19 protein-coding genes, 2 tRNA genes and 1 pseudogene are annotated in these 18,372 nt (G+C 49.6%); 7 read left to right on the forward strand and 15 right to left on the reverse strand.

Annotation, left to right across the window (positions count from 1 at the left end):
- Nucleotides 1–57: 57 nt before the first annotated feature.
- Nucleotides 58–561, reverse strand: a complete 504-nt coding sequence (gene dps, locus ABRZ28_RS07845; protein ID WP_319603218.1) for a DNA starvation/stationary phase protection protein Dps — start codon at nucleotides 559–561, stop codon at nucleotides 58–60.
- 365 nt (nucleotides 562–926) lie between these two features.
- Complete coding sequence (rhtA, locus tag ABRZ28_RS07850) at nucleotides 927–1,820, reverse strand: threonine/homoserine exporter RhtA (RefSeq protein WP_330519932.1); 894 nt, start codon at nucleotides 1,818–1,820, stop codon at nucleotides 927–929.
- Between the two features lie 392 nt (nucleotides 1,821–2,212).
- Between rhtA and ompX the strand changes: the two genes are divergently transcribed.
- Nucleotides 2,213–2,731, forward strand: a complete 519-nt coding sequence (gene ompX / locus ABRZ28_RS07855; RefSeq protein WP_319603216.1) for an outer membrane protein OmpX — start codon at nucleotides 2,213–2,215, stop codon at nucleotides 2,729–2,731.
- Nucleotides 2,732–2,804: 73 nt separating this feature from the next.
- Here the strand turns inward: ompX and ABRZ28_RS07860 are convergent, their stop codons facing one another.
- On the reverse strand, nucleotides 2,805–3,305 hold the full coding sequence (locus tag ABRZ28_RS07860; RefSeq protein WP_319603215.1) for a MarR family winged helix-turn-helix transcriptional regulator: 501 nt from the start codon (nucleotides 3,303–3,305) through the stop codon (nucleotides 2,805–2,807).
- Nucleotides 3,306–3,388: 83 nt separating this feature from the next.
- Here ABRZ28_RS07860 and ABRZ28_RS07865 point away from each other — a divergent pair, with 83 nt between their 5' ends.
- Nucleotides 3,389–4,579: an MFS transporter gene (locus tag ABRZ28_RS07865; RefSeq protein ID WP_330519933.1), complete on the forward strand. Its 1,191-nt coding sequence runs from the start codon at nucleotides 3,389–3,391 to the stop codon at nucleotides 4,577–4,579.
- A gap of 171 nt (nucleotides 4,580–4,750) precedes the next feature.
- Here the strand turns inward: ABRZ28_RS07865 and ABRZ28_RS07870 are convergent, their stop codons facing one another.
- Together ABRZ28_RS07870 and relB are read right to left on the reverse strand one after the other, a co-directional pair.
- Nucleotides 4,751–5,035, reverse strand: a complete 285-nt coding sequence (locus ABRZ28_RS07870; protein WP_319603213.1) for a type II toxin-antitoxin system RelE/ParE family toxin — start codon at nucleotides 5,033–5,035, stop codon at nucleotides 4,751–4,753.
- Nucleotides 5,025–5,270, reverse strand: coding sequence for a type II toxin-antitoxin system RelB family antitoxin (gene relB, locus ABRZ28_RS07875; protein ID WP_010286544.1), 246 nt, complete (start codon nucleotides 5,268–5,270; stop codon nucleotides 5,025–5,027). The genes ABRZ28_RS07870 and relB overlap by 11 nt, the downstream gene beginning before the upstream one ends.
- A gap of 226 nt (nucleotides 5,271–5,496) precedes the next feature.
- On the opposite strand from relB, the gene ABRZ28_RS07880 reads away from it, so the two are divergent.
- Nucleotides 5,497–5,715: a DUF7661 family protein gene (locus ABRZ28_RS07880; protein ID WP_319603382.1), complete on the forward strand. Its 219-nt coding sequence runs from the start codon at nucleotides 5,497–5,499 to the stop codon at nucleotides 5,713–5,715.
- Nucleotides 5,716–5,990: 275 nt separating this feature from the next.
- Here the strand turns inward: ABRZ28_RS07880 and ABRZ28_RS07885 are convergent.
- The 4 genes and pseudogenes from ABRZ28_RS07885 to ABRZ28_RS07900 form a co-directional block, all read right to left on the reverse strand.
- A pseudogene (locus tag ABRZ28_RS07885) lies at nucleotides 5,991–6,179 on the reverse strand (transposase); the annotation flags it as partial.
- 451 nt (nucleotides 6,180–6,630) lie between these two features.
- Nucleotides 6,631–6,707: transfer RNA gene (locus ABRZ28_RS07890), tRNA-Pro, on the reverse strand.
- A 78-nt stretch (nucleotides 6,708–6,785) separates the two neighbouring features.
- Nucleotides 6,786–8,507, reverse strand: a complete 1,722-nt coding sequence (gene yejM / locus ABRZ28_RS07895) for an LPS biosynthesis-modulating metalloenzyme YejM (RefSeq protein ID WP_330519940.1) — start codon at nucleotides 8,505–8,507, stop codon at nucleotides 6,786–6,788.
- Between the two features lie 15 nt (nucleotides 8,508–8,522).
- The gene (locus tag ABRZ28_RS07900) at nucleotides 8,523–8,753 is read right to left on the reverse strand and encodes a YejL family protein (RefSeq protein ID WP_330519941.1); all 231 of its coding nucleotides are present in this window, start codon (nucleotides 8,751–8,753) and stop codon (nucleotides 8,523–8,525) included.
- Nucleotides 8,754–8,930: 177 nt separating this feature from the next.
- Here ABRZ28_RS07900 and yejK point away from each other — a divergent pair, with 177 nt between their 5' ends.
- Complete coding sequence (gene yejK / locus ABRZ28_RS07905; RefSeq protein ID WP_319603195.1) at nucleotides 8,931–9,941, forward strand: nucleoid-associated protein YejK; 1,011 nt, start codon at nucleotides 8,931–8,933, stop codon at nucleotides 9,939–9,941.
- A gap of 574 nt (nucleotides 9,942–10,515) precedes the next feature.
- Here yejK and ABRZ28_RS07910 read toward each other — a convergent pair.
- Nucleotides 10,516–10,605, reverse strand: a tRNA-Ser gene (locus ABRZ28_RS07910).
- A 227-nt stretch (nucleotides 10,606–10,832) separates the two neighbouring features.
- Complete coding sequence (locus ABRZ28_RS07915) at nucleotides 10,833–11,471, reverse strand: RpiB/LacA/LacB family sugar-phosphate isomerase (protein ID WP_319603194.1); 639 nt, start codon at nucleotides 11,469–11,471, stop codon at nucleotides 10,833–10,835.
- Nucleotides 11,472–11,721: 250 nt separating this feature from the next.
- Between ABRZ28_RS07915 and ABRZ28_RS07920 the strand changes: the two genes are divergently transcribed.
- Nucleotides 11,722–12,375 (forward strand): tellurite resistance TerB family protein, encoded by a 654-nt coding sequence (locus tag ABRZ28_RS07920; RefSeq protein ID WP_319603193.1) that lies wholly within the window; start codon nucleotides 11,722–11,724, stop codon nucleotides 12,373–12,375.
- Nucleotides 12,376–12,457: 82 nt separating this feature from the next.
- Here ABRZ28_RS07920 and fabA read toward each other — a convergent pair whose 3' ends face one another.
- Both fabA and ABRZ28_RS07930 read right to left on the reverse strand, forming a co-directional pair.
- Complete coding sequence (fabA, locus tag ABRZ28_RS07925; RefSeq protein ID WP_319603192.1) at nucleotides 12,458–12,976, reverse strand: bifunctional 3-hydroxydecanoyl-ACP dehydratase/trans-2-decenoyl-ACP isomerase; 519 nt, start codon at nucleotides 12,974–12,976, stop codon at nucleotides 12,458–12,460.
- Nucleotides 12,977–13,067: 91 nt separating this feature from the next.
- On the reverse strand, nucleotides 13,068–14,795 hold the full coding sequence (locus tag ABRZ28_RS07930) for an AAA family ATPase (RefSeq protein WP_319603191.1): 1,728 nt from the start codon (nucleotides 14,793–14,795) through the stop codon (nucleotides 13,068–13,070).
- 221 nt (nucleotides 14,796–15,016) lie between these two features.
- Between ABRZ28_RS07930 and matP the strand changes: the two genes are divergently transcribed.
- Nucleotides 15,017–15,478 (forward strand): macrodomain Ter protein MatP, encoded by a 462-nt coding sequence (gene matP / locus ABRZ28_RS07935; RefSeq protein ID WP_319603190.1) that lies wholly within the window; start codon nucleotides 15,017–15,019, stop codon nucleotides 15,476–15,478.
- A gap of 86 nt (nucleotides 15,479–15,564) precedes the next feature.
- Here the strand turns inward: matP and ompA are convergent, their stop codons facing one another.
- A complete protein-coding gene (gene ompA, locus ABRZ28_RS07940) occupies nucleotides 15,565–16,638 on the reverse strand; it encodes a porin OmpA (RefSeq protein WP_319603189.1) in 1,074 nt (357 codons plus the stop codon).
- A 364-nt stretch (nucleotides 16,639–17,002) separates the two neighbouring features.
- Nucleotides 17,003–17,509 (reverse strand): SOS-induced cell division inhibitor SulA, encoded by a 507-nt coding sequence (sulA, locus tag ABRZ28_RS07945; protein ID WP_330519948.1) that lies wholly within the window; start codon nucleotides 17,507–17,509, stop codon nucleotides 17,003–17,005.
- A 222-nt stretch (nucleotides 17,510–17,731) separates the two neighbouring features.
- Here sulA and ABRZ28_RS07950 point away from each other — a divergent pair, with 222 nt between their 5' ends.
- Nucleotides 17,732–18,358 carry a TfoX/Sxy family DNA transformation protein gene (locus tag ABRZ28_RS07950; protein WP_319603187.1) on the forward strand — a complete coding sequence of 209 codons (627 nt, stop codon included), beginning with the start codon at nucleotides 17,732–17,734 and terminating at the stop codon, nucleotides 18,356–18,358.
- The last annotated feature ends 14 nt before the right edge of the window (nucleotides 18,359–18,372 follow it).

Below are 18,372 nucleotides of genomic sequence, written 5' to 3' on the forward strand. Positions count from 1 at the left end.
CGCTTATCGGGGACGCTCCAATGACGATGCTACAGCCATCAATGATAACGTAGCCTATTATTCGATGTTGGATTCGATGAACCACAGGAATTTATCCAGATCGCGTGACGCGGCGGTCAGGATATCGGCGGTATCTTCATCTTCCACGGTGGAGATGCCTTTACGTGTTTCATTAGCCACGGCGGCATAACGATCCGCCAAGGCTTTCAGGTGATCCTGCACGTTGTGGATATCAACCGGGTAGCTTTTCAGCGAAGTCGCTTCATTGACAATCTGCACTGTACCCAGCGCCACGCCGCCTAACTGAACAATGCGTTCTGCAATGGTGTCCTGATGGTCGTTGATTGCGGTACGAAAGCCATCCAGCATTTCATGTACGGCGATGAAGTTGGCGCCTCGCATGTTCCAGTGCGCCTGTTTAGTGAGCAGCGATAGATCGATGTAATCGGCTACCAGTTGATTTAACTGCTTGATGGTAGAGGTTTTGACTTCTTCCTCTACATTGTTACGGGTATAAATAAGCTCTGAAGACGCGGTTTTTACCAATTTAGCGGTACGCATAATAATGTCCTCTTTATTTAATTTTTCATAGTCGTACTGTTCAACGGGATCAATTATAGCAGTAACCAAACAGAATATCGGAAAGAATTACCTATCGAATACATAGGTATAGAATATTTGAAAGTAACTTATTATATTTTATCGTTTTTCCGGACATTGCTTTTTATCGGTCTAATTCGCCATGCCGCTAAGGTTAACGCGCGGGCGCGCAGCATGGATGATTGAATATCATTTGTAGCTGGATATAAATACCGCGATCGTCGATTTACGTCAATAGTAATGTAAATGATAATTATTCTATATATAAACTGCCCGCGCTAACGGAAAACGACGCCTTTGCGCATCGCTTTCCGACGCGTATGCAATTATGCCGCCGAGTGATGGTTATCCTGCTTAATTGATTCTGTTGGTTTTATGGTGATGGTCGCGCCGGTAGAGGCGGTAATAATAAGTATGAGCGCAATCCACTGGATGAAAGATAAATGTTCATTGAGAAATAACATGCCGGAAATAGCCGCGACGGCAGGCTCCAGGCTCATTAATGTGCTGAATGTTTTGGCCGGTAGTCGGGTTAATGCGATCATTTCAAGAGAATAAGGCAGTGCGGTGGAAAAAATGGCGACGGCGATACCAATGGGTAATATTTCGAGTGAAAATAATGTCATATCGGAATAAATCAAACCGATAGGGCAAAATATTACTGCGGCGATAAAGGAACCAATGGCCACGGTCTCGGGGCCGTGATTCGCGCCGGCCTTGCGGCCAAAAAGGATATATAACGCCCAGCAGCACCCGGCGGCAAGAGCGCAAAAGGCGCCGGGCAAATCAATATTACCGATATTGCGGCCAAGCGGTAATAAGAACCACAATCCCAATATCGCCAGAATAACCCATAAAAAATCAATCACTCGCCGTGATGATAACATGGCGACGGCAAGTGGGCCGGTGAACTCCAGCGCGACGGCAATACCGAGCGGAACCGTGCGCAGCGAGAGATAAAATAAAAAATTCATTGCTCCCAGCGTAACGCCATAAACCAGTAGCGGCCAGCGGTTGCCGATGAAGCGCGTGCGCCAAGGCTTGAAAATGATGCAAAGGATCAGCGTACCGATGCTCAGGCGCAGAACCGTTACTCCGGAGGCGCCAATCAGCGGGAACAAGGTTTTGGCCAGGGCGGCGCCGCCCTGGATAGAGGCCATTGATATGATAATGAGGATAACGGGAAGTAACACTGACAAACGGGGAGAAGATAAGGTCATGCTTTCGGCCTTAATATAATGTAATAAACACCTGATATCAAAAAACCAGTGCCGCCAGATTGACCAATTGTAAATGATTTGTCCGAGAAACGCTTACGTTTTTTGACTTTTATTTACGTAATATCTAATTGATTTATTTTTTAGAATTAATCAGTGTGAAAATCGAGCAGGAATTTAAGAATTTTCTGTTTTAAATATTTTATTTTAATTAAATTCGATTCTTGGTGTCTTGGGATAAAAATCAATGTAATTAACGTGATAGCACGCTCTGACAATATTAGTTACATCTAAAGCACAATTGAAAAATATTTATCAGGCGGTAAGTCTATCCTTTCTTTGTTATATTTAGATTGTAAGGTGTTCTCTCATTAAGTTGAATTCGAGGCTGTATAATGAAGAAAATTGTGTGTCTTTCAGCATTGGCTTGTTTATTTAGTATTGGCGCAGGCTCAGCATTTGCTGGCCAAAGTACTGTTTCTGCTGGTTATGCTCAGGGCGATGCTCAGGGCGTAGTTAACAAGGCCAAAGGTTTTAACCTGAAATATCGTTACGAGTGGGATAATAACCCGCTGGGCGTTATTGGCTCTTTCAGTTACCTGGAAGATAGCAGCAGCACAAATGCTGGTTACTATAATAAAGGTCAATATATCGGCGTTACCGCAGGTCCTGCTTATCGTTTGAATGATTGGGCCAGCATCTACGGCGTTATCGGTTTGGGTCACGGTAAATATACCCATAATGCAACTAACGGGACTGATAACAACAAAAATGACGACTATGGCTTCAGCTATGGCGCCGGTCTGCAATTTAACCCCATCCAGGATGTCGCGCTCGATGTCGGTTACGAACAAAGCCGTATCCGTAGCGTTGATGTCGGTACCTGGGCTGTTGGCGTAGGTTACCGTTTCTAATCAGAACTGAAGGTATTTTTCCTCAATTCTGGTTATTGACGTGTTGATAAATCCGCTCTTAGGGGCGGATTTTTTACGGCCGTCTATTTCTCAAACCGTTCGCGAGTTTCACCAGCAGAGTATCCAACTGCCGTTGCTCGGCGTCGGACAGCGTCGATAAAAGCTGACGTTCGTTATCGACATGCTGCACAATGAGCGTTTCGATTAACTCCAGACCTGTTTTTGTCAGGGCGACCAGCGTACCGCGGCGATCCGCCGGATTACTTTGACGTTGTACCAGGCCCGCGGCTTCCAGTCGGTCAATACGGTTCGTCATACCGCCAGAGGATGTCATCAAGGCGTCGTAAAGCTGGGTGGGGGTTAATGCGTAGGGCGTTCCCGAGCGCCGCAAGGTAGCCAGTACGTCAAACTCGCCGGGGCGTAATCCGAAACGTGAAAACAAAGGGTTAAGATAATCGCGTTCAACTCTCTGTACGACTTCACCTAAATGACCCATTAATTTCATCGGGAATGGATCGAGATCCGGTCGCTCCTTTTTCCACTCTTCAAAGCACTGTTGCGCGCGGTCAGTCATAAGATTTTATCTTGACGTTAAGATTCTTTGTGTGAAGATATTGTAGTTTATCATTATTCACCGCTCAAGTTATTGAGGTTTGTATGGTTGTGGCATCCACGGTCCGAACCCGTGTGTTTATATTTATAACCGTCATCTTGCTGGGGCTTAACCTACGGCCGGTATTGGCGGCAATCGGACCGCTATTGGCTCAGATCCAGGCGGTTACCGGGTTAAGCGACACGACGGCCGGGTTGTTGACGACCTTGCCGATATTCGCGATGGGCTGGTGCGCGTTATATGGCGGCCAGATACAGTCGCGCCTCGGCGAGTATCGTGGCATCGCGCTGGGGATTGTGATTATAGCCGTCGCGTGCGGCGCACGCTGGTGGATCCATGGCGGTATGGCGCTATTGTTGACCGCGGCGTTAGCGGGGGTGGGGATCGCCTTGATTCAGGCGTTAGTGCCTTCTTTTATCAAACTGCATTTTAATAAGCACAGCAGCTTACTGATGGGGCTTTATACCACGGCAATCATGGGCGGCGCCGCCATAGCCGCTTCTTCCGTATCCCCGCTGGCGCACGTGCTGGGCTGGGAAAGCGCGCTGGCCTTGTGGGGGATGATGGCCCTGGTTGCCGCCATTGCCTGGAAAACCATTCCCCGGGCATATAAGGCGCAGAGTAAAGCCGCTTCGGTAACAACGACGCGGCGAACCTTAACGGACTGGTTGTTAATGGTGTTCTTTGGTATCGGCACCGGCGCTTATACGCTGATGCTGGCATGGTTGCCGCCTTATTACATCCAACTGGGGTGGAGCCCGACGCAAAGCGGCTTTATGATGGGCGGACTGACGCTGACGGAGGTTTTTTCAGGGTTGATGGTATCCGCCTTTATCAATTATTTTCCCGATCGCCGCCGGCTATTGCTGCCCGTGCTGATAATCCTGCTGGTGGGAATGATTGGCTTGATCGTCGCGCCGTTGCTATTGCCATATGCCATTACGCTGATGTTGGGCATCGGTCTCGGAGCCCTGTTCCCTTTGTCATTGATCGTGACATTGGATCAGGCGACGGATTCGCATAAAGCTGGCTCGCTGATGGGGTTTGTGCAGGGCGGGGGATACATTCTTGCCAGTCTGATGCCGCTGCTCGCCGGATTTATTCGTCAACATACCGCCGGGTTGCAGCAGGCCTGGATGATTATGACCGTGGGCGTGGTGATATTGATTGTCATGGCGACACGCTTTGCGCCGAAAAAACAGCCGAGTATCCATGTCAGTGAGCGCGTAACGTAAAATCGTCATGGCAAGAGCGGGGAAACCCGCTTTTTTTGCCTGCGGTTTATCGCGCCATAGCCAGCGCCGCTAGCATCTTGCGGTAAAAGCTCACGCCGCGACGACCCCGTCCAGGAGTATGCCCATCGGCACGTCGATCGCGTTAGGCTTACTTTTGTGAAGTCATATTGTTCACCATTTTGATGGTAAACGCTTGTGCGTATGAAAGACGCGCAGAATCTGGAGCATATTGTCTTTCACGCGGTAGGGAATGATGTAGGGATAGTGAGTTAACACCAATTCACGCGTTCCTGGCACTCGGCCAGGTCTTCCGATTGCTGGCTGTTGCGGTAGTAATTCCGTTAACCGTTGGACTTCATTTACGAACTGGCTGGCAGCTTGTGGATCATCTTGCGCGATATAGAGGTACTCGGCTTCCAAATTGGCTGCGGCTTTACGCAGCCATTTAATTTCCATGTCTTGCCGTACCTAACTTTTTAAACAGATTGTTCATCTCATCTGATGAGACAAAATCGCCCGCATCGGCCTCTTTAATGGCTTGCTCGATCTCTGCTATCTGCCAGGCTTCCCGCGCAAGATAGTCTTCAATGGCTTGTCCGGCCAGAAAAGAGCGAGTACGTCCTGTGGCTTTAGCCAACGCATCAAGCTGCGCGGTTGTTTCATCATTTAATCGAACGGACATGACACCCATACGCCACCTCACTACATTGTGTGTTTTGTATACATTGTAGTTATCGCGAGCAAGAGAGGCAAGCGGCTACTAAATGGTATTTGGGATGTTGCTCTCTATACAGGTATGGATTAGCCGCTGGCGTCTGTTAAGAGCGAAGGGTAGACATTTTGCATCTGTTGACGAAGTAATCATCATGAGTTGAATATACCATCCCAGTTACACAATTCTTGAAAGGGGGCCGATGGTGCTTATCTACAACGTTTTTGGACGACATATTGGGGTCAAGCGTGAAGGTGGTCGCTGGCTGGTATTCCGCGCAGACCTGACGGAACGAAAATTCTCCCGGCTTTACGACGTTGCTATTCCGGACAATATGACAGAAGACGAGATACTGGGCTGGCTGGGCGACATTTTCCATGAAGCAGCAACAGAGCGTCATCCTGATGTGAAACGTATCGAATAGGAATCTGTCAGATACACGCTCCTCACTACAATGGGGTTTACCACTAGTCCATCAATGTCCGAATTTGGCACAGGCTGTGTAAAAACTCGTTTTTTTGCAGTATCTGAGTACTATCCCGCGGCCAGGGACGCAACATATCCCTGCTGTTGACTGTATTTGCTGTGATTTGTATGCAGAGACTGCTCGGGCTTTAATGACGTTGCATTGAGTGCTGTTGGTTTGTTATCAGGGGCTAAAGCGGTTTTGCTAGCTGTATTGCTCCCGCAGCTTACTGCCAGCCCTTCAGTACCCCAGATAGACATCATCCTTTTCAAGTTATAAGCCAGCACATGCAGACTGATTTCTGTGCTGACGTTTTTAAATCGTCGCATCAGGAAGTGGGTCGCCCCCATCCACATCTTAATGGTCCCGAACGGGTGCTCTACCGTTTGCTTTCGCATTACAGTTGTTTGTGGCGATGCGTCAAGCCCTGCCCCGATTTACCGTTGAACAAAACGGAAATTGTCGGTGTGCCGATAACTGAACCGTCCGGCATCAGGTAAGCCCCATGCTGCCAGCCGGTGGCGCTGGCGATTGCCCAGCGGCAACCCGCATGACTACGACACAAGTGATCGACCAGTATCGCGCGTAACCCGCCTTTGGCCGTGACTCTGCAGTGACAATTCTTTGTCTATTGCTTTAGCGGCTTTGACTTCCGTATTGGTGAGGGGCTTTGCCTGGATTGCCATGATCGTGACCTTTGGGACTATGTTTTTAAGGGACTATAGCGGCATAGTCCCAAATGTCGTCCCAAACTTTCCGGCTGTAAACGGGGGATACCGGTGGATAACAGGCAACAAAAAACCCGCAAACTCAGTGAGAATGCGGGTTTCTGTGGGGTTTCCGGTAGTAAACGATACTTACCGAATATGTATTTGGTCGGCACGAGAGGATTTGAACCTCCGACCCCCGACACCCCATGACGGTGCGCTACCAGGCTGCGCTACGTGCCGATGCTATGGGCGCTTATACTACCTTTTATTGTCATGATTGCAATAGCTAAACCGAACGACTGCTTTAGATTTAGGCAGTTAGTTGGCAATAAAGCGTCTTTCATTGGTCAGAACCTGCAAAAGCAGGGCAAGCTGCGGTTTTTCATCACTTAACCGACGGCCGTCCCGATCGTAGGCGCGATAGCTACCGTTGCTTTCCAGCATAATAATATTCTCAGGAGTGGTGATCATTAAGTCTCCGCTGTTGCCATTCGCCAGCCAGTTATTGCGTCGCTGGGCAGAAAACAGGTCTTCTCCCTGAGAGTAATCCTCGGTCGTATTCTTAACGTGTAGCAAGCGCTGCATCAGCGTGGCCATCACGTCTTTGTTGTCCGTCATTTTAGTAATGACTTGCGCCGGCGTGTCCGGCCAGTGAATGATGAGCGGCGTTTGCCACAGTGAACGACGGAAAACTTGCGCCTGATCGCTGAGGCTGTTGGGCATGGCGCTGATGACCACGACGGTTTTATCCAGTACCTGTTTTTCCCGCAGCGTACTGATAATCCGATTAACCTGCCGATCGACGTTTGGGATGTTCACCTTGGCGTTCGGTGTGGCGTTTGAACCATTCAGCTCAATATAAGAGAACCAGGGCGCGCTGTTATTGTCGTTATCCAGCCATTGCTGCCATTGTGAGGTAATCGCCTCGTCACTCTGCTCCTGCGGCGCCGGGAGTGAGATATCGGACAATAACGCCTGACGATAAAGCGCATTATCAAAACCATTGGTGGAAAACAGACCGAACTGATAACCCTGCTGGCCCAGCGCGCTTATCAATGCCGAAGGTTTGCGCGCGCTGAGAATGCCATCCATGTACGTTGTCGATATTCCGTAGAAAAGATTGAATAACCCGGCATTGGGCTGCGTGCCTGAGTCATAGTGATCGTCAAAGCGAATATTTTGCTCGGCAAATTGCGTCAGGTTCGGCATGTCGTTCCGGACGCTATCGAGCGGGGCATCGTTGATCATAACTACCAGCAGATTATATCCGCTGCCGCTATCACGGAATGTAATGTCGTTGAGCGGATATTCCACCGTCATCGCTTCAGGATTTCCCTGTTGTTCCAGACGGCGCTGATATTCCTGCGCGTCAAGCAGACCGTGTTTTTCCAGAAAACGGCGCGCAGTCATGGGATAAGACAGCGGCAGGTTAGCGCGCTGCATGGTGATCGGACGATAGAAATTCGCATCCGCCCAGATGTACATCAGGTGCGACGCGACAAACGCCGAGATAAAAACACCGGCCAGAGGTTTGCCAAAGCGTTGACGATTCAGGCTGCGCAGCTTTTGCCAGCACCAGGTGCCGAACAGCATTTCCACCATAAAGATCAGCGGAATGCCGATGAACATCAGTTGCCAGTCACGGGCGAGTTCGCTTTGGTCCGGGTTTATGACTAACTCCCAGACGGTGGTGTTGAGGTGAAGGTGGAAACGAGTGAAAACCTCAATGTCGACCAACAGCAGAGTCAGCCCGGCCGTTGCCAGCGCTGCGGAAAGGAAACGCAGCAATCGCTGCGACATGACGATAAATGTCAGCGGGAAAATGATCAGCAGGTAAGCGGCGAATCCGATAAAGCTGAAATGCCCAAGCCAACTGACCAACGCATAAATGCGGCCAAAGAGTGAAGAAGGCCAGTCGACGACAAACAGATAGCGGCTACCCAGCCCCAGACTGAGCAAAATATTAAACAATGCGAACCAGTGTCCCCAACTGATCATCTGGGAAACTTTTTCACGGTAGCGCTGGCTGTTGGTTACCATAAAGTAGGTCAAAAATTAGTGAACTTTATCTGCTTTTTTAATTGAAGCCTGCAATGCTTCGGCAAAAGAACGCGCCAGAACCTGACGTTGAGCCGGCGCGACGCTGGTATTAATCAGGTTGGTCACCATATTACCCAGCACCATTAAAGCAAGGTCGGTTGGGGCATGATGCTTTTCCAGAACATTGACCAGTTCGGATAGCAGTTGTTCAACGTGTTCGTCGCTGTAACGGGATGATTGTGGCATAAAATGGCGTTTCTCAAGCTGTTAAAGTCAGATATCTTACCGTATAGGCCGATCCTTTTCCGCACTTTTATCATTTTATACCGGTTGTGTATTGGCAAACGATGAAGCGCGGCTTTTTGGTTGCAGCTCTATCTGTTCGGTGTTTGAATACGTTCCTTGCTAAAAGGAGAGTTTATCATGAGTCTGGATATCGACCAGATTGCCCTGCATCAGCTAATTAAACGTGACGAACAGACGCTGGAAATGGTGTTGCGTGATTCATTGTTGTCGACCAATGCGACAGTGGAAGAGATGATGGCTGAATTGCATCGTATCTATAGTGCGAAAAGTAAGGCTTACGGCCTGTTTAATGAGCAAAGCGAACTTGCGGATGCGCTCCGGGCCTGTCGTAAAGGTGATGAGGACTTTCTGGCGTTCACGCGCGCGGCCACCGGGCGCCTGCGAGATGAACTGGCCAAATACCCCTTCGCCGAGGGCGGTATCGTTTTGTTTTGCCAGTATCGTTATCTGGCGGTGGAATATTTACTCATCGCGGTGCTCAATAGCTGCAACAGTATGCGGGTTAATGAACAGCTCGATATCAGTAGCACGCACTATCTGGATATCAATCATGCGGATATCGTTGCGCGCATTGACCTGACCGAGTGGGAAACCAATCCCGAGTCAACTCGTTACCTGACCTTTCTGAAAGGCCGGGTGGGGCGTAAAGTCGCTGACTTTTTCATGGATTTCCTGGCTGCTGCGGAAGGATTGGATACCAAGGCACAAAACCGCGGTCTGCTGAAAGCTGTTGATGAATACTGTGATGATGCGCAGTTGGACAAAAATGAGCGTCAGAATTACCGCCAGCAGGTCTACAGCTACTGCAATGAGCAGTTGCAATCAGGCGAGGAAATTGAGCTGTCGGCGCTGTCTGAGGAACTGCCGCCACTTGGCGAGAAAACATTCCAGCAATTTTCAACCGAGCAAGGGTATGACCTGGAAGAAAGTTTTCCCGCCGATCGCGGTACATTGCGACAGTTAACCAAGTTTGCCGGCAGCGGCGGCGGCATTAGTCTGAATTTTGACGCGCTATTGCTGGGCGAGCGGATTTTCTGGGATCCGGCGACCGATACGTTAACCATTAAAGGCACGCCGCCGAATCTGCGCGACCAATTGCAGCGTCGTTTAACGGGCGGTAAAGGGTAAGACTCCTGCTGCGGGCCGCCGTTGGCGGTCCAAAACGGCGTTACTGCCGTTTTGTCGAACCCTGACGAGGCTTCTTATCAGTCCCATCAATATATAAAAGAAAACGCCCCTGACTTGCGTCGGGATTGACTCGCGCCTTCCGTGGCGCTCGCCCTGCGGGCCGCCGTTGGCGGTCCAAAACGGCGTTCCTGCCGTTTTGTCGAACCCTGGCGAGGTTTCTTATCAGTCCCATCAACATATAAAAGAAAACGCCCCTGACTTGCGGCGGGATTGACTCGCGCCTTCCGTGGCGCTCGCCCTGCGGGCCGCCGTTGGCGGTCCAAAACGGCGTTCCTGCCGTTTTGTCGAACCCTGGCGAGGTTTCTTATCAGTCCCATCAACATATAAAAGAAAACGCCCCTGACTTGCGGCGGGATTGACTCGCGCCTTCCGTGGCGCTCGCCCTGCGGGCCGCCGTTGGCGGTCCAAAACGGCGTTCCTGCCGTTTTGTCGAACCCTGGCGAGGTTTCTTATCAGTCCATCAACGTATAAAAGAAAACGCCCCTGACTTGCGTCAGGGGCGTTTTCTTTTATATGGCGGTGAGGGAGGGATTCGAACCCTCGATACGTTTTCACGTATACACACTTTCCAGGCGTGCTCCTTCAGCCTCTCGGACACCTCACCGGGGGTTGTCGCGTAAGTGACAACGGGGCGCTACTATAGGCAGTCACCTTACTTCGGTCAAGCAGTATTTAATGCTTTCAGCGTGTCTGGTTAAGCATTGAACGCTAATGACCAAGAACGTCTGGTAAAAGGAGATTCACCTTTGTTCGTCAGGTAAATAGCCTGCCGCTGACATAAAAAAGCCGCAGGTTGCTTCGCGACCTGCGGCATGCGTTGATTTCGTCTTTTTAGGCCAGCAGGCTTTTAATATAACTGCTCAGCGCTTCGTCCTTGCTGTTGGCGAAGAAGTACTCCTGGAATTTAGGGCCGCTGATAGCCCCTTTCAGCAGATCCTGATCGATCTCTTTCAGAATTGTGATCAGATCCTTATAGGCAACCGCTTTGACCGCATCCAGAATCTTCTTGTTGCGCTGCTCCGGAATCACGCGATCGCGCGGGTAACCCTGGCCGCTTTCACCTTCGAACAGCTTTTCGAATATGTATTGCAGATTTAACTCCGCGCCCCAGCCAAAGCCTTTGGCGAATGGCAGAGAAATGGCGTTGCCGTCGTTAATCTGGGCAAACATGTAGCCATCTGAAGGATCAACCACCAGGCCGCAGATGACGCCCGGGAAAGAGTTACAGGCCAACATCGCGCCAGCGCCGGTGCCACATCCGGTGACGACGTAATCAGCGGCGCCGGAATTCAGCAGAATAGCCGCCAAAATGCCATTCTGTACATAAGTCAGCGACGCGCTATCTTCAGCGGAATACTGGCCATAGTTGAAAACAGTATGGCCCAGAGGCTCGACCGCTTTGGTCAAAGTCGCAGCAATGAGTTCGTTTTTAGCAGCCTGGCTGTTTTCATTAATCAAAGCAATTTTCATGATCGTTCCTTTTTTGTGACGAACAATATAATTTTTTAAAACCGCATTTCAATTTATTGGGTTCAGTATACCGTTTCCAGAATAAAGCGCAAATCGTCAGATTAAAGAATGCGGCATAATGTCCGGAACCTGCTGAAAAGTCGCTTGCGGGCTTTTCATTGATATACATAACCTGACAAAAAAACGCCTCCCAGGTCTTACTATGAAGAGGTATCACGCTACCTATAACGCTATTTCCTCGAGGTGAAGAATGAATAACTGGATACAACAGATTCAGGGTCTATTGAACTCTGGCAAACCCAGGCAGGGTAGCCATCAAGGCGGTAGTAACGGTAATTTGGGGGATATGTTGAAACCGGCCGCGCTCGGCGGGCTTGCCGGTGTGCTATTGTCGAATAAATCCGCCAGAAAAATCGTGGGATCGCTGGGTAAAAATGCATTGATTATCGGCGGGAGTGCCGCTGCCGGCGTCGTGCTGTGGAATCAGTATAAGAAACGCGTGCGGGATACTCATCAGGACGATCCTCAGTTTGGCGTGCAATCTTCTTCCGATACTACCCGCGCGCAGCGTCTGATTCAGGCGCTGGTCTTTGCGGCTAAAAGCGATGGTCATATCGATGCTTCAGAGAAGCAGCGGATTGATGAAAATATTCAGCAACTGCAATTGGGTGATGAGGCCCAACGTTGGGTACAGGAAGCTATTGCGCAACCGTTGGATCCGGAACTGCTGGCCAGGGATGTGAAAAACGAGGAGGAGGCGCTGGAAGTTTATTTTCTGAGTTGTGCGGTGATTGACGTTGATCATTTCATGGAGAAAAGCTACCTGGATGCCTTGGCGACATCATTGAAAATTCCGCAGGACGTACGTCAGTCAATAGCGAACGAAATGAATAATCAGAAATAAACCGCGTCGTTGTTCGTCGATCGGCGATGAGTCGTGATTACTGCGGGCGAAAGCGGTCAACGCGTTTCGCCCGCTGATGAAATCAGAAGGCGCTTGTATCTTTGAATAAACCGACTTTCAACTCATCGGCGGTATAGATTAAATGCCCGTCCACCAACACTTCACCATCGGCAATACCCATGACTAAGCGGCGGTTGATAACGCGTTTGAAATGGATGCGGTAGGTGATTTTTTTGGCGGTAGGTAAAACCTGTCCGGTGAACTTAACTTCACCTACGCCCAGCGCGCGGCCTTTGCCTTCACCGCCTAACCAGCCCAGATAGAAGCCGACCAGTTGCCACATGGCATCCAGACCAAGACAGCCAGGCATTACCGGATCGCCGATAAAATGGCAACCAAAGAACCATAGGTCGGGGTTGATATCCAGTTCCGCTTCCACATATCCTTTTCCATGATTACCACCGTCTTCGGTCATTTTCACGACCCGGTCCATCATCAGCATATTAGGAGCTGGTAACTGTGGTCCTTGCGGGCCAAACAGTTCGCCGCGGCTGGAGGCAAGAAGGTCTTCTTTTGTATAGGATTCGCGTTTATCTACCATGTTCTCTGTAAGCCTTGTTTTAGTGAAGCACGCAGGTTAGCGTACAGATGTACGCTGAGCAAGCCCGTTACGTCTGGTTAAACCAGTTTACTTAACGGAAAAACCACGGAAAGCGGCGGCGTTCCTGCGGGATTAATTGTCCGATTCTTTCACGAATCGCAGCCAGCAAATTAGGCTGATGCGCATCGTTGTAAGCCAGGTTTGTCAGCAATGATATTGCTTCCGGGGCGGTTTCCACCGGGAAAAGATGAAATTGTCCTTCGCGAACGGCAGCAATGACCTCTTCATGCAGGCACAGATGGCGGAGGTTCGCCGCCGGCAGAACCACGCCCTGTTGGCCGGTCAGTCCCCGACGTTGGCATACTTCAAAGAAGCCTTCAATCTTCTCATTTACCCCGCCGATGGGTTGAACGTGGCCGAATTGATCGACAGAACCCGTTACGGCAATCTGCTGATTAATGGGTTGTAAGGCGAGGGCGCTGATCAAGGCGCTTAGCTCAGCCAATGACGCACTGTCCCCGTCCACTTCACCGTAAGATTGTTCAAACACGATTGAAGCGGAGAAGGGGAGCTGTTGGTCAAGCTCCAACTCTGAAATCAGGAATGCCTGCATGATCATCATGCCTTTGGCATGCAGATTCCCGCCAAGTTCCGCTTTGCGTTCAACATCGGTAAATTCGCCATCACCGGGATGAACGACACAACTGATGCGCGTAGGTTCCCCAAATGTAATCGGGTAGCCGGGATACTCCAGCACGGAAAGGCCGTTAACCTGTCCAATGACATAGCCATCCGTTTCAATCAGTATTTGACCCAGTTCGATTTCATCCTGCATACGTTCGCGCAGATAGCCTTCCCGCCAACGACGGGCGGCGGATGCGTCAATCAATGTCTGAGCCGTGACTTCCTGGCTTTGCGCATAGAGCGCGGCATATTTAAGCTGCTGGGTCAGCCACAGCGGACACAGCGGCAGGCAGCCTTGATCGCCGCTATAACGTACCGCCTGTTTGAAGAGTTCAGGCCAGGCATCGGCAGCCAGGCGCGGCAGATGATTTTCCTGACATAGCGCATTGATATAGGCGCACCACCGTGACATATCTTCAGTTTCAATCAGCTGTAGCTGCGCTTCAAATTCGCCGTACACGGATCGTTCGCTCAAGTCCGGCTCTATATCATGAATGTCCCCTAAACTTTCCCGATCCCCGAGGATGATTAAGCGGATATCCAGCGGCATTGGCGGAATATCGATCGGTAAGGGTTTGCGTTCATTGGGAGACAGCCAGCGATATACCCCTTCCGTAATGGTTTGCTTTAAACGCAGCCACATGAGTGGTTGAGCCAATAATGTTCTGGCAGTGAGAATCAGTGTTCCGCCATTTACCTTATGAATTAACCCAGGCGTGAGAGTCACTTCACCCTGGAAATGACGGACACTGCCAAACAGTTGCTCCGGTTCAATCCATTCTTGATAACGACAAGTGTCCTGGGATGCAAAATTGTCAGTGGACTGCGTTGCAGGTTGAACCCGAACAACAGCGCCCTCAACCGTATATTTGCTGCCGAACAGTGCGTTTGCTTGAGGTTTTATGGCATTTACGGCACGCTCAATCAGTGCCATGTATTCGCTATCCTCCAATGCCTTCAATAACATAAAACGTGAAGGTGAACGAGGATGGCAAAAAAGAGTCAGGCTATCGGCCAAGCGCGGCTGAATAACAGAAAACTCAGCAGGAGAAAGCTGTGCAGCCTGGGCGAAGAGGGTTTGATATGGCGTATGGTTGGGCAGTAAGTGCTGCCACGCAAGTCGGTTACTGGTCAAAGTATCAAATGTAGTCGTCTAAAGGAAAAGCGTGATTATACAAGAATAATGCGGGCTGCACATGCGGCGTGTCCATATGATGTAAATGCGCCGTGCTCAATTCGCTTGTTTTGTGCAAAAAATAGCCTTAAAAATAGTCTTAAAAACAAGCTGAGAACAGTGAAAGTCAGAGAAAAGCTGTTATCCTAAGATCAACGTTACGCGGTCACTGAAGAATTAGTATGAAATATCAACAATTAGAAAATCTTGAGTGCGGATGGAAATGGAAGTATCTGGTGAAAAAACACCGTGAAGGCGAAGCCATTACTCGCTTCCTTGAGCTGAGTGCGGCAGAAGAGGCGGTGAATTCGCTACTGCAAATGGAAAACCAGCCGGTGAAGGTTTTGGAATGGATCGACCAATGCATGAATCCTGCGTTGGAAAATCGCATGAAGCAAACGATCCGTGCGCGGCGCAAACGTCATTTTAATGCAGAGCATCAGCATACCCGGAAAAAATCTATCGACCTTGAGTTTCTGGTCTGGCAGCGTCTGGCCGGGTTAGCGCAGCGACGTGGAAGTACGTTATCGGACACCATTGTGCAACTGATTGAAGATGCGGAGCATAAAGAAAAATATGCCAGTCAGATGTCATTGCTCAAGCAGGATCTTAAAGCGATTTTGAATAAAGGCAGCGGTAATTAAGGCGTTACGAAGTCGGTAAGTAGATGGATAGGAATGAATGAATAAAAAAACCTCGCCGAAGCGAGGTTTTTCTTTGTGGATAAAACTTAAGCCTGAGGCTGAGTTACCACGTCTTTGATGCCTTTAACTTCGATCTCTACGCGACGATCCGGTGCCAGGCAGTTGATCAGCGCAGCACGAGGTTTCACGTTGTCACAGGTAGAACCGGTAACAGGGTTGGATTCGCCTTGGCCGCGAGCAGAAATCTTGTCTGCCGGGATGCCTTTGGAAACCAGGTAATCAACAACGGTCTGAGCACGTTTTTCAGACAGCGCCTGGTTGTACTGCTCGGAACCCAAACGGTCGGTGAAGCCCAGAACAACAACGGAACCATCTTTCGGATCCAGAGAGCTCAACTGAGAATACAGCTGATCCAGCGATTGCTGACCTTCTGATTTCAGCGTGGCCTTGTTGAAGTTGAACAGTACGTCGGACTTCAGAGTGAAACGTTTGGTTTCAACAACTGGAGCCGGAGCCGGAGCCGGAGCGGCCGGCGCAACGTAGTCATCCTGACCGAAACGGTAAGACAAACCAACGCTCATCAGCAGGTTATCAGGACGTGCGCCAACGGTAGCGGCGTCGCCAATGTTGCTAACCCACTGGTAGTCTACGCGGGTAGCCCAGTTTTTGTTGATGGCGTATTCAACGCCCAGAGCCGCCAGCGGGGAGACGCCGGTGTCATCGTTGTCCAGGTTACGAGTGCCGCCGGCATTGCTATCCGCACGCCAGATCAGACCGCCTAAACGTGTATAAACGTCCAGGTCCGGCAGTACCGGGTAGCTGAGTTTGGCAGCAACCTGAACGCCCTGAGCCTTGAAGCTGGCGCTATCGTTTCTGTCTGCTGAAGAGCCAGCGTATTTAATACGGCCCAACCAGTCATAACCCAGTTCAAAACCCAGATAAGGGTTGGCCTGGTAACCCAGGAAAGCACCTGCGCCTAACTTGCTTTTGATTGGGTTGTTGTTGATATTTTCATAACCGTTTCCGTAGAAACCGGTGTCATGAAATTGAGATACACCCAGCTTACCACCGACGTACCAGGTGTCATCTTTAGGTGCGGCTTGGGCTACGGTAGCGAAGCCAGCCAGTGCCACTGCAATTGCGATAGCTGTTTTTTTCATTTTACGCCTCATTATCATCCAAATCGGCAATTAACGCGGAAGGTTAATAGACCTTTGGTTAAAATCCTTTAACGGGAGACTTTGCTCTTATTTATTACTCACTGCCAAGTGTATTGGCGTTATAAAAGAGCAACTCCAGCGAGTCAAAGTCTACAACGTGATTGGAAAGTTACAAGTATGATGTGATTCGTATTCTAGATAAATTAACGATTCATACACACTTACTAACAAATAGTAGATGCTTTTGACAGATATCGCCGGTTTTCTACTGTCGAGAAACACACGAGAAAGCCTTGATAAGGCTTATGCCGCCGGGAAATATTCTGGTTATCCCGTTAATCGGGTGAGATAATTCTGAATTTACTCAATGATACAATGTTGAGTGAATTTTTAGGCTGGGAAACAGTCTATGCGCGCCGATATTCGTATTTTCTGGTCTCATAATAAAACCATAGGTATTTCCTGATTGGGCCGCCCGACGCAATCTTACCTTCTCTTCCTCAGTCAAATCGTCCGATAACCAGCATAGCACCGCGCTATAGTTTCCGGATAGAAGTGCTTTCTCCATGGCGTCTACCGTGAATAGGGGATTGATGTGATTTAACTGAACGCTTTTATCTAACGGCAGACCGGATTGCTGCAACCAGGGACGGCTGAGTTTCTGCTGGGGGGATAGCCAAAGCAGCCAGCGTGACTGCGCACCCAGTTGTTGTAAAAGCGGCAGCAGCAAATGCGCAACTATGGGTTGGTCCGCGCTATAAGCGATTTCACTGATAACGCCGCCGCAACCTGTTGCAGGCGCCGTCGATAATGGGCTACCCGAAAAGGCTGTCTGCTGAGCAGTGTAAAAACGGTGTGGTTGAGTGCGCATAATGAGTTCTCCCCATAGTTTTGCTGTATGCATATACAGTATATCTGGCGCGGGTGAAAATCAACCTGATTTTTTCAAAGCGCTTCGCATATTCGGTATGCAACGCTCAACAAGCTCATTTTGTGTTTGAAGAGGTCTTTGCCCTGTGATTAATTACTTGTTCTTGTTACGGGTGTTCCAATCTGACAGGGACAGTTTATTTCAATACTAAGGGTCACAGTAATGAAACATTTATGCGAAAAAAGGATTTTGCAGTCTAAGCATTGTTTTGCCTCTTTAGGGGACATAACGTCACGCTCCCAATTTGGCGGTTACAGTATCGCCGCAAATAAAATTGTTTTTGCCCTGGTTTCCGGCGGCGAACTCTACCTGCGCGCCAGCAAGAAAGATGAACGACACTTCCACGATCGTAATATGCCCCATCTTATTTATACCAAGCGAGGGATGCCGGTTCCGTTAAATTATTATCTGGTCGATGAGTCGCTATGGGAAAACCACGGGCAATTATTGCACTTCGCCGCAATGTCTCTGTCGGGCGCGCAGCAGGATAAGGCGGCCAAGAGCAAAGCAGGGCGCCTGAAGGATTTACCTAACCTCAATCATGATCTGGAGCGCTTATTATGGAAGGTCGGCATAAAGAATGTTGACGAATTACAGCAATATGGCGCCAAAAAAAGCTATCTGAAACTAAGGGCTATTAGCGCGAATCTGAGCGTGAATATATTACTGGCGCTTGCCGGCGCGATATGCGGCATGCATCAGGCGGCCTTGCCCAATGGCATGCGTAATGAGTTGCTGGAATGGTATGAAAGCAATGCCGTGTCTTCGTTTAAAAGACACAAGCATTGATGCGGACTGGTTGA

The organism is Brenneria sp. g21c3 (assembly GCF_040240345.1).
Taxonomy (GTDB): Bacteria; Pseudomonadota; Gammaproteobacteria; order Enterobacterales; family Enterobacteriaceae; genus Brenneria.

What these genes read in the sequence shown, in the direction of transcription:
- fabA (WP_319603192.1), bottom strand. Translation starts at nt 12,976, where the DNA reads ATGGTAGATAAACGCGAATCCTATACAAAAGAAGACCTTCTTGCCTCC.
- ABRZ28_RS07860 (WP_319603215.1), bottom strand. Translation starts at nt 3,305, where the DNA reads ATGACTGACCGCGCGCAACAGTGCTTTGAAGAGTGGAAAAAGGAGCGA.
- ABRZ28_RS07900 (WP_330519941.1), bottom strand. Translation starts at nt 8,753, where the DNA reads ATGCCACAATCATCCCGTTACAGCGACGAACACGTTGAACAACTGCTA.
- yejK (WP_319603195.1), top strand. Translation starts at nt 8,931, where the DNA reads ATGAGTCTGGATATCGACCAGATTGCCCTGCATCAGCTAATTAAACGT.
- dps (WP_319603218.1), bottom strand. Translation starts at nt 561, where the DNA reads ATGCGTACCGCTAAATTGGTAAAAACCGCGTCTTCAGAGCTTATTTAT.
- sulA (WP_330519948.1), bottom strand. Translation starts at nt 17,509, where the DNA reads ATGCGCACTCAACCACACCGTTTTTACACTGCTCAGCAGACAGCCTTT.
- ompX (WP_319603216.1), top strand. Translation starts at nt 2,213, where the DNA reads ATGAAGAAAATTGTGTGTCTTTCAGCATTGGCTTGTTTATTTAGTATT.
- ABRZ28_RS07870 (WP_319603213.1), bottom strand. Translation starts at nt 5,035, where the DNA reads ATGGAAATTAAATGGCTGCGTAAAGCCGCAGCCAATTTGGAAGCCGAG.
- rhtA (WP_330519932.1), bottom strand. Translation starts at nt 1,820, where the DNA reads ATGACCTTATCTTCTCCCCGTTTGTCAGTGTTACTTCCCGTTATCCTC.
- relB (WP_010286544.1), bottom strand. Translation starts at nt 5,270, where the DNA reads ATGGGTGTCATGTCCGTTCGATTAAATGATGAAACAACCGCGCAGCTT.
- ABRZ28_RS07915 (WP_319603194.1), bottom strand. Translation starts at nt 11,471, where the DNA reads ATGAAAATTGCTTTGATTAATGAAAACAGCCAGGCTGCTAAAAACGAA.
- matP (WP_319603190.1), top strand. Translation starts at nt 15,017, where the DNA reads ATGAAATATCAACAATTAGAAAATCTTGAGTGCGGATGGAAATGGAAG.
- ompA (WP_319603189.1), bottom strand. Translation starts at nt 16,638, where the DNA reads ATGAAAAAAACAGCTATCGCAATTGCAGTGGCACTGGCTGGCTTCGCT.
- yejM (WP_330519940.1), bottom strand. Translation starts at nt 8,507, where the DNA reads ATGGTAACCAACAGCCAGCGCTACCGTGAAAAAGTTTCCCAGATGATC.
- ABRZ28_RS07950 (WP_319603187.1), top strand. Translation starts at nt 17,732, where the DNA reads ATGAAACATTTATGCGAAAAAAGGATTTTGCAGTCTAAGCATTGTTTT.
- ABRZ28_RS07865 (WP_330519933.1), top strand. Translation starts at nt 3,389, where the DNA reads ATGGTTGTGGCATCCACGGTCCGAACCCGTGTGTTTATATTTATAACC.
- ABRZ28_RS07920 (WP_319603193.1), top strand. Translation starts at nt 11,722, where the DNA reads ATGAATAACTGGATACAACAGATTCAGGGTCTATTGAACTCTGGCAAA.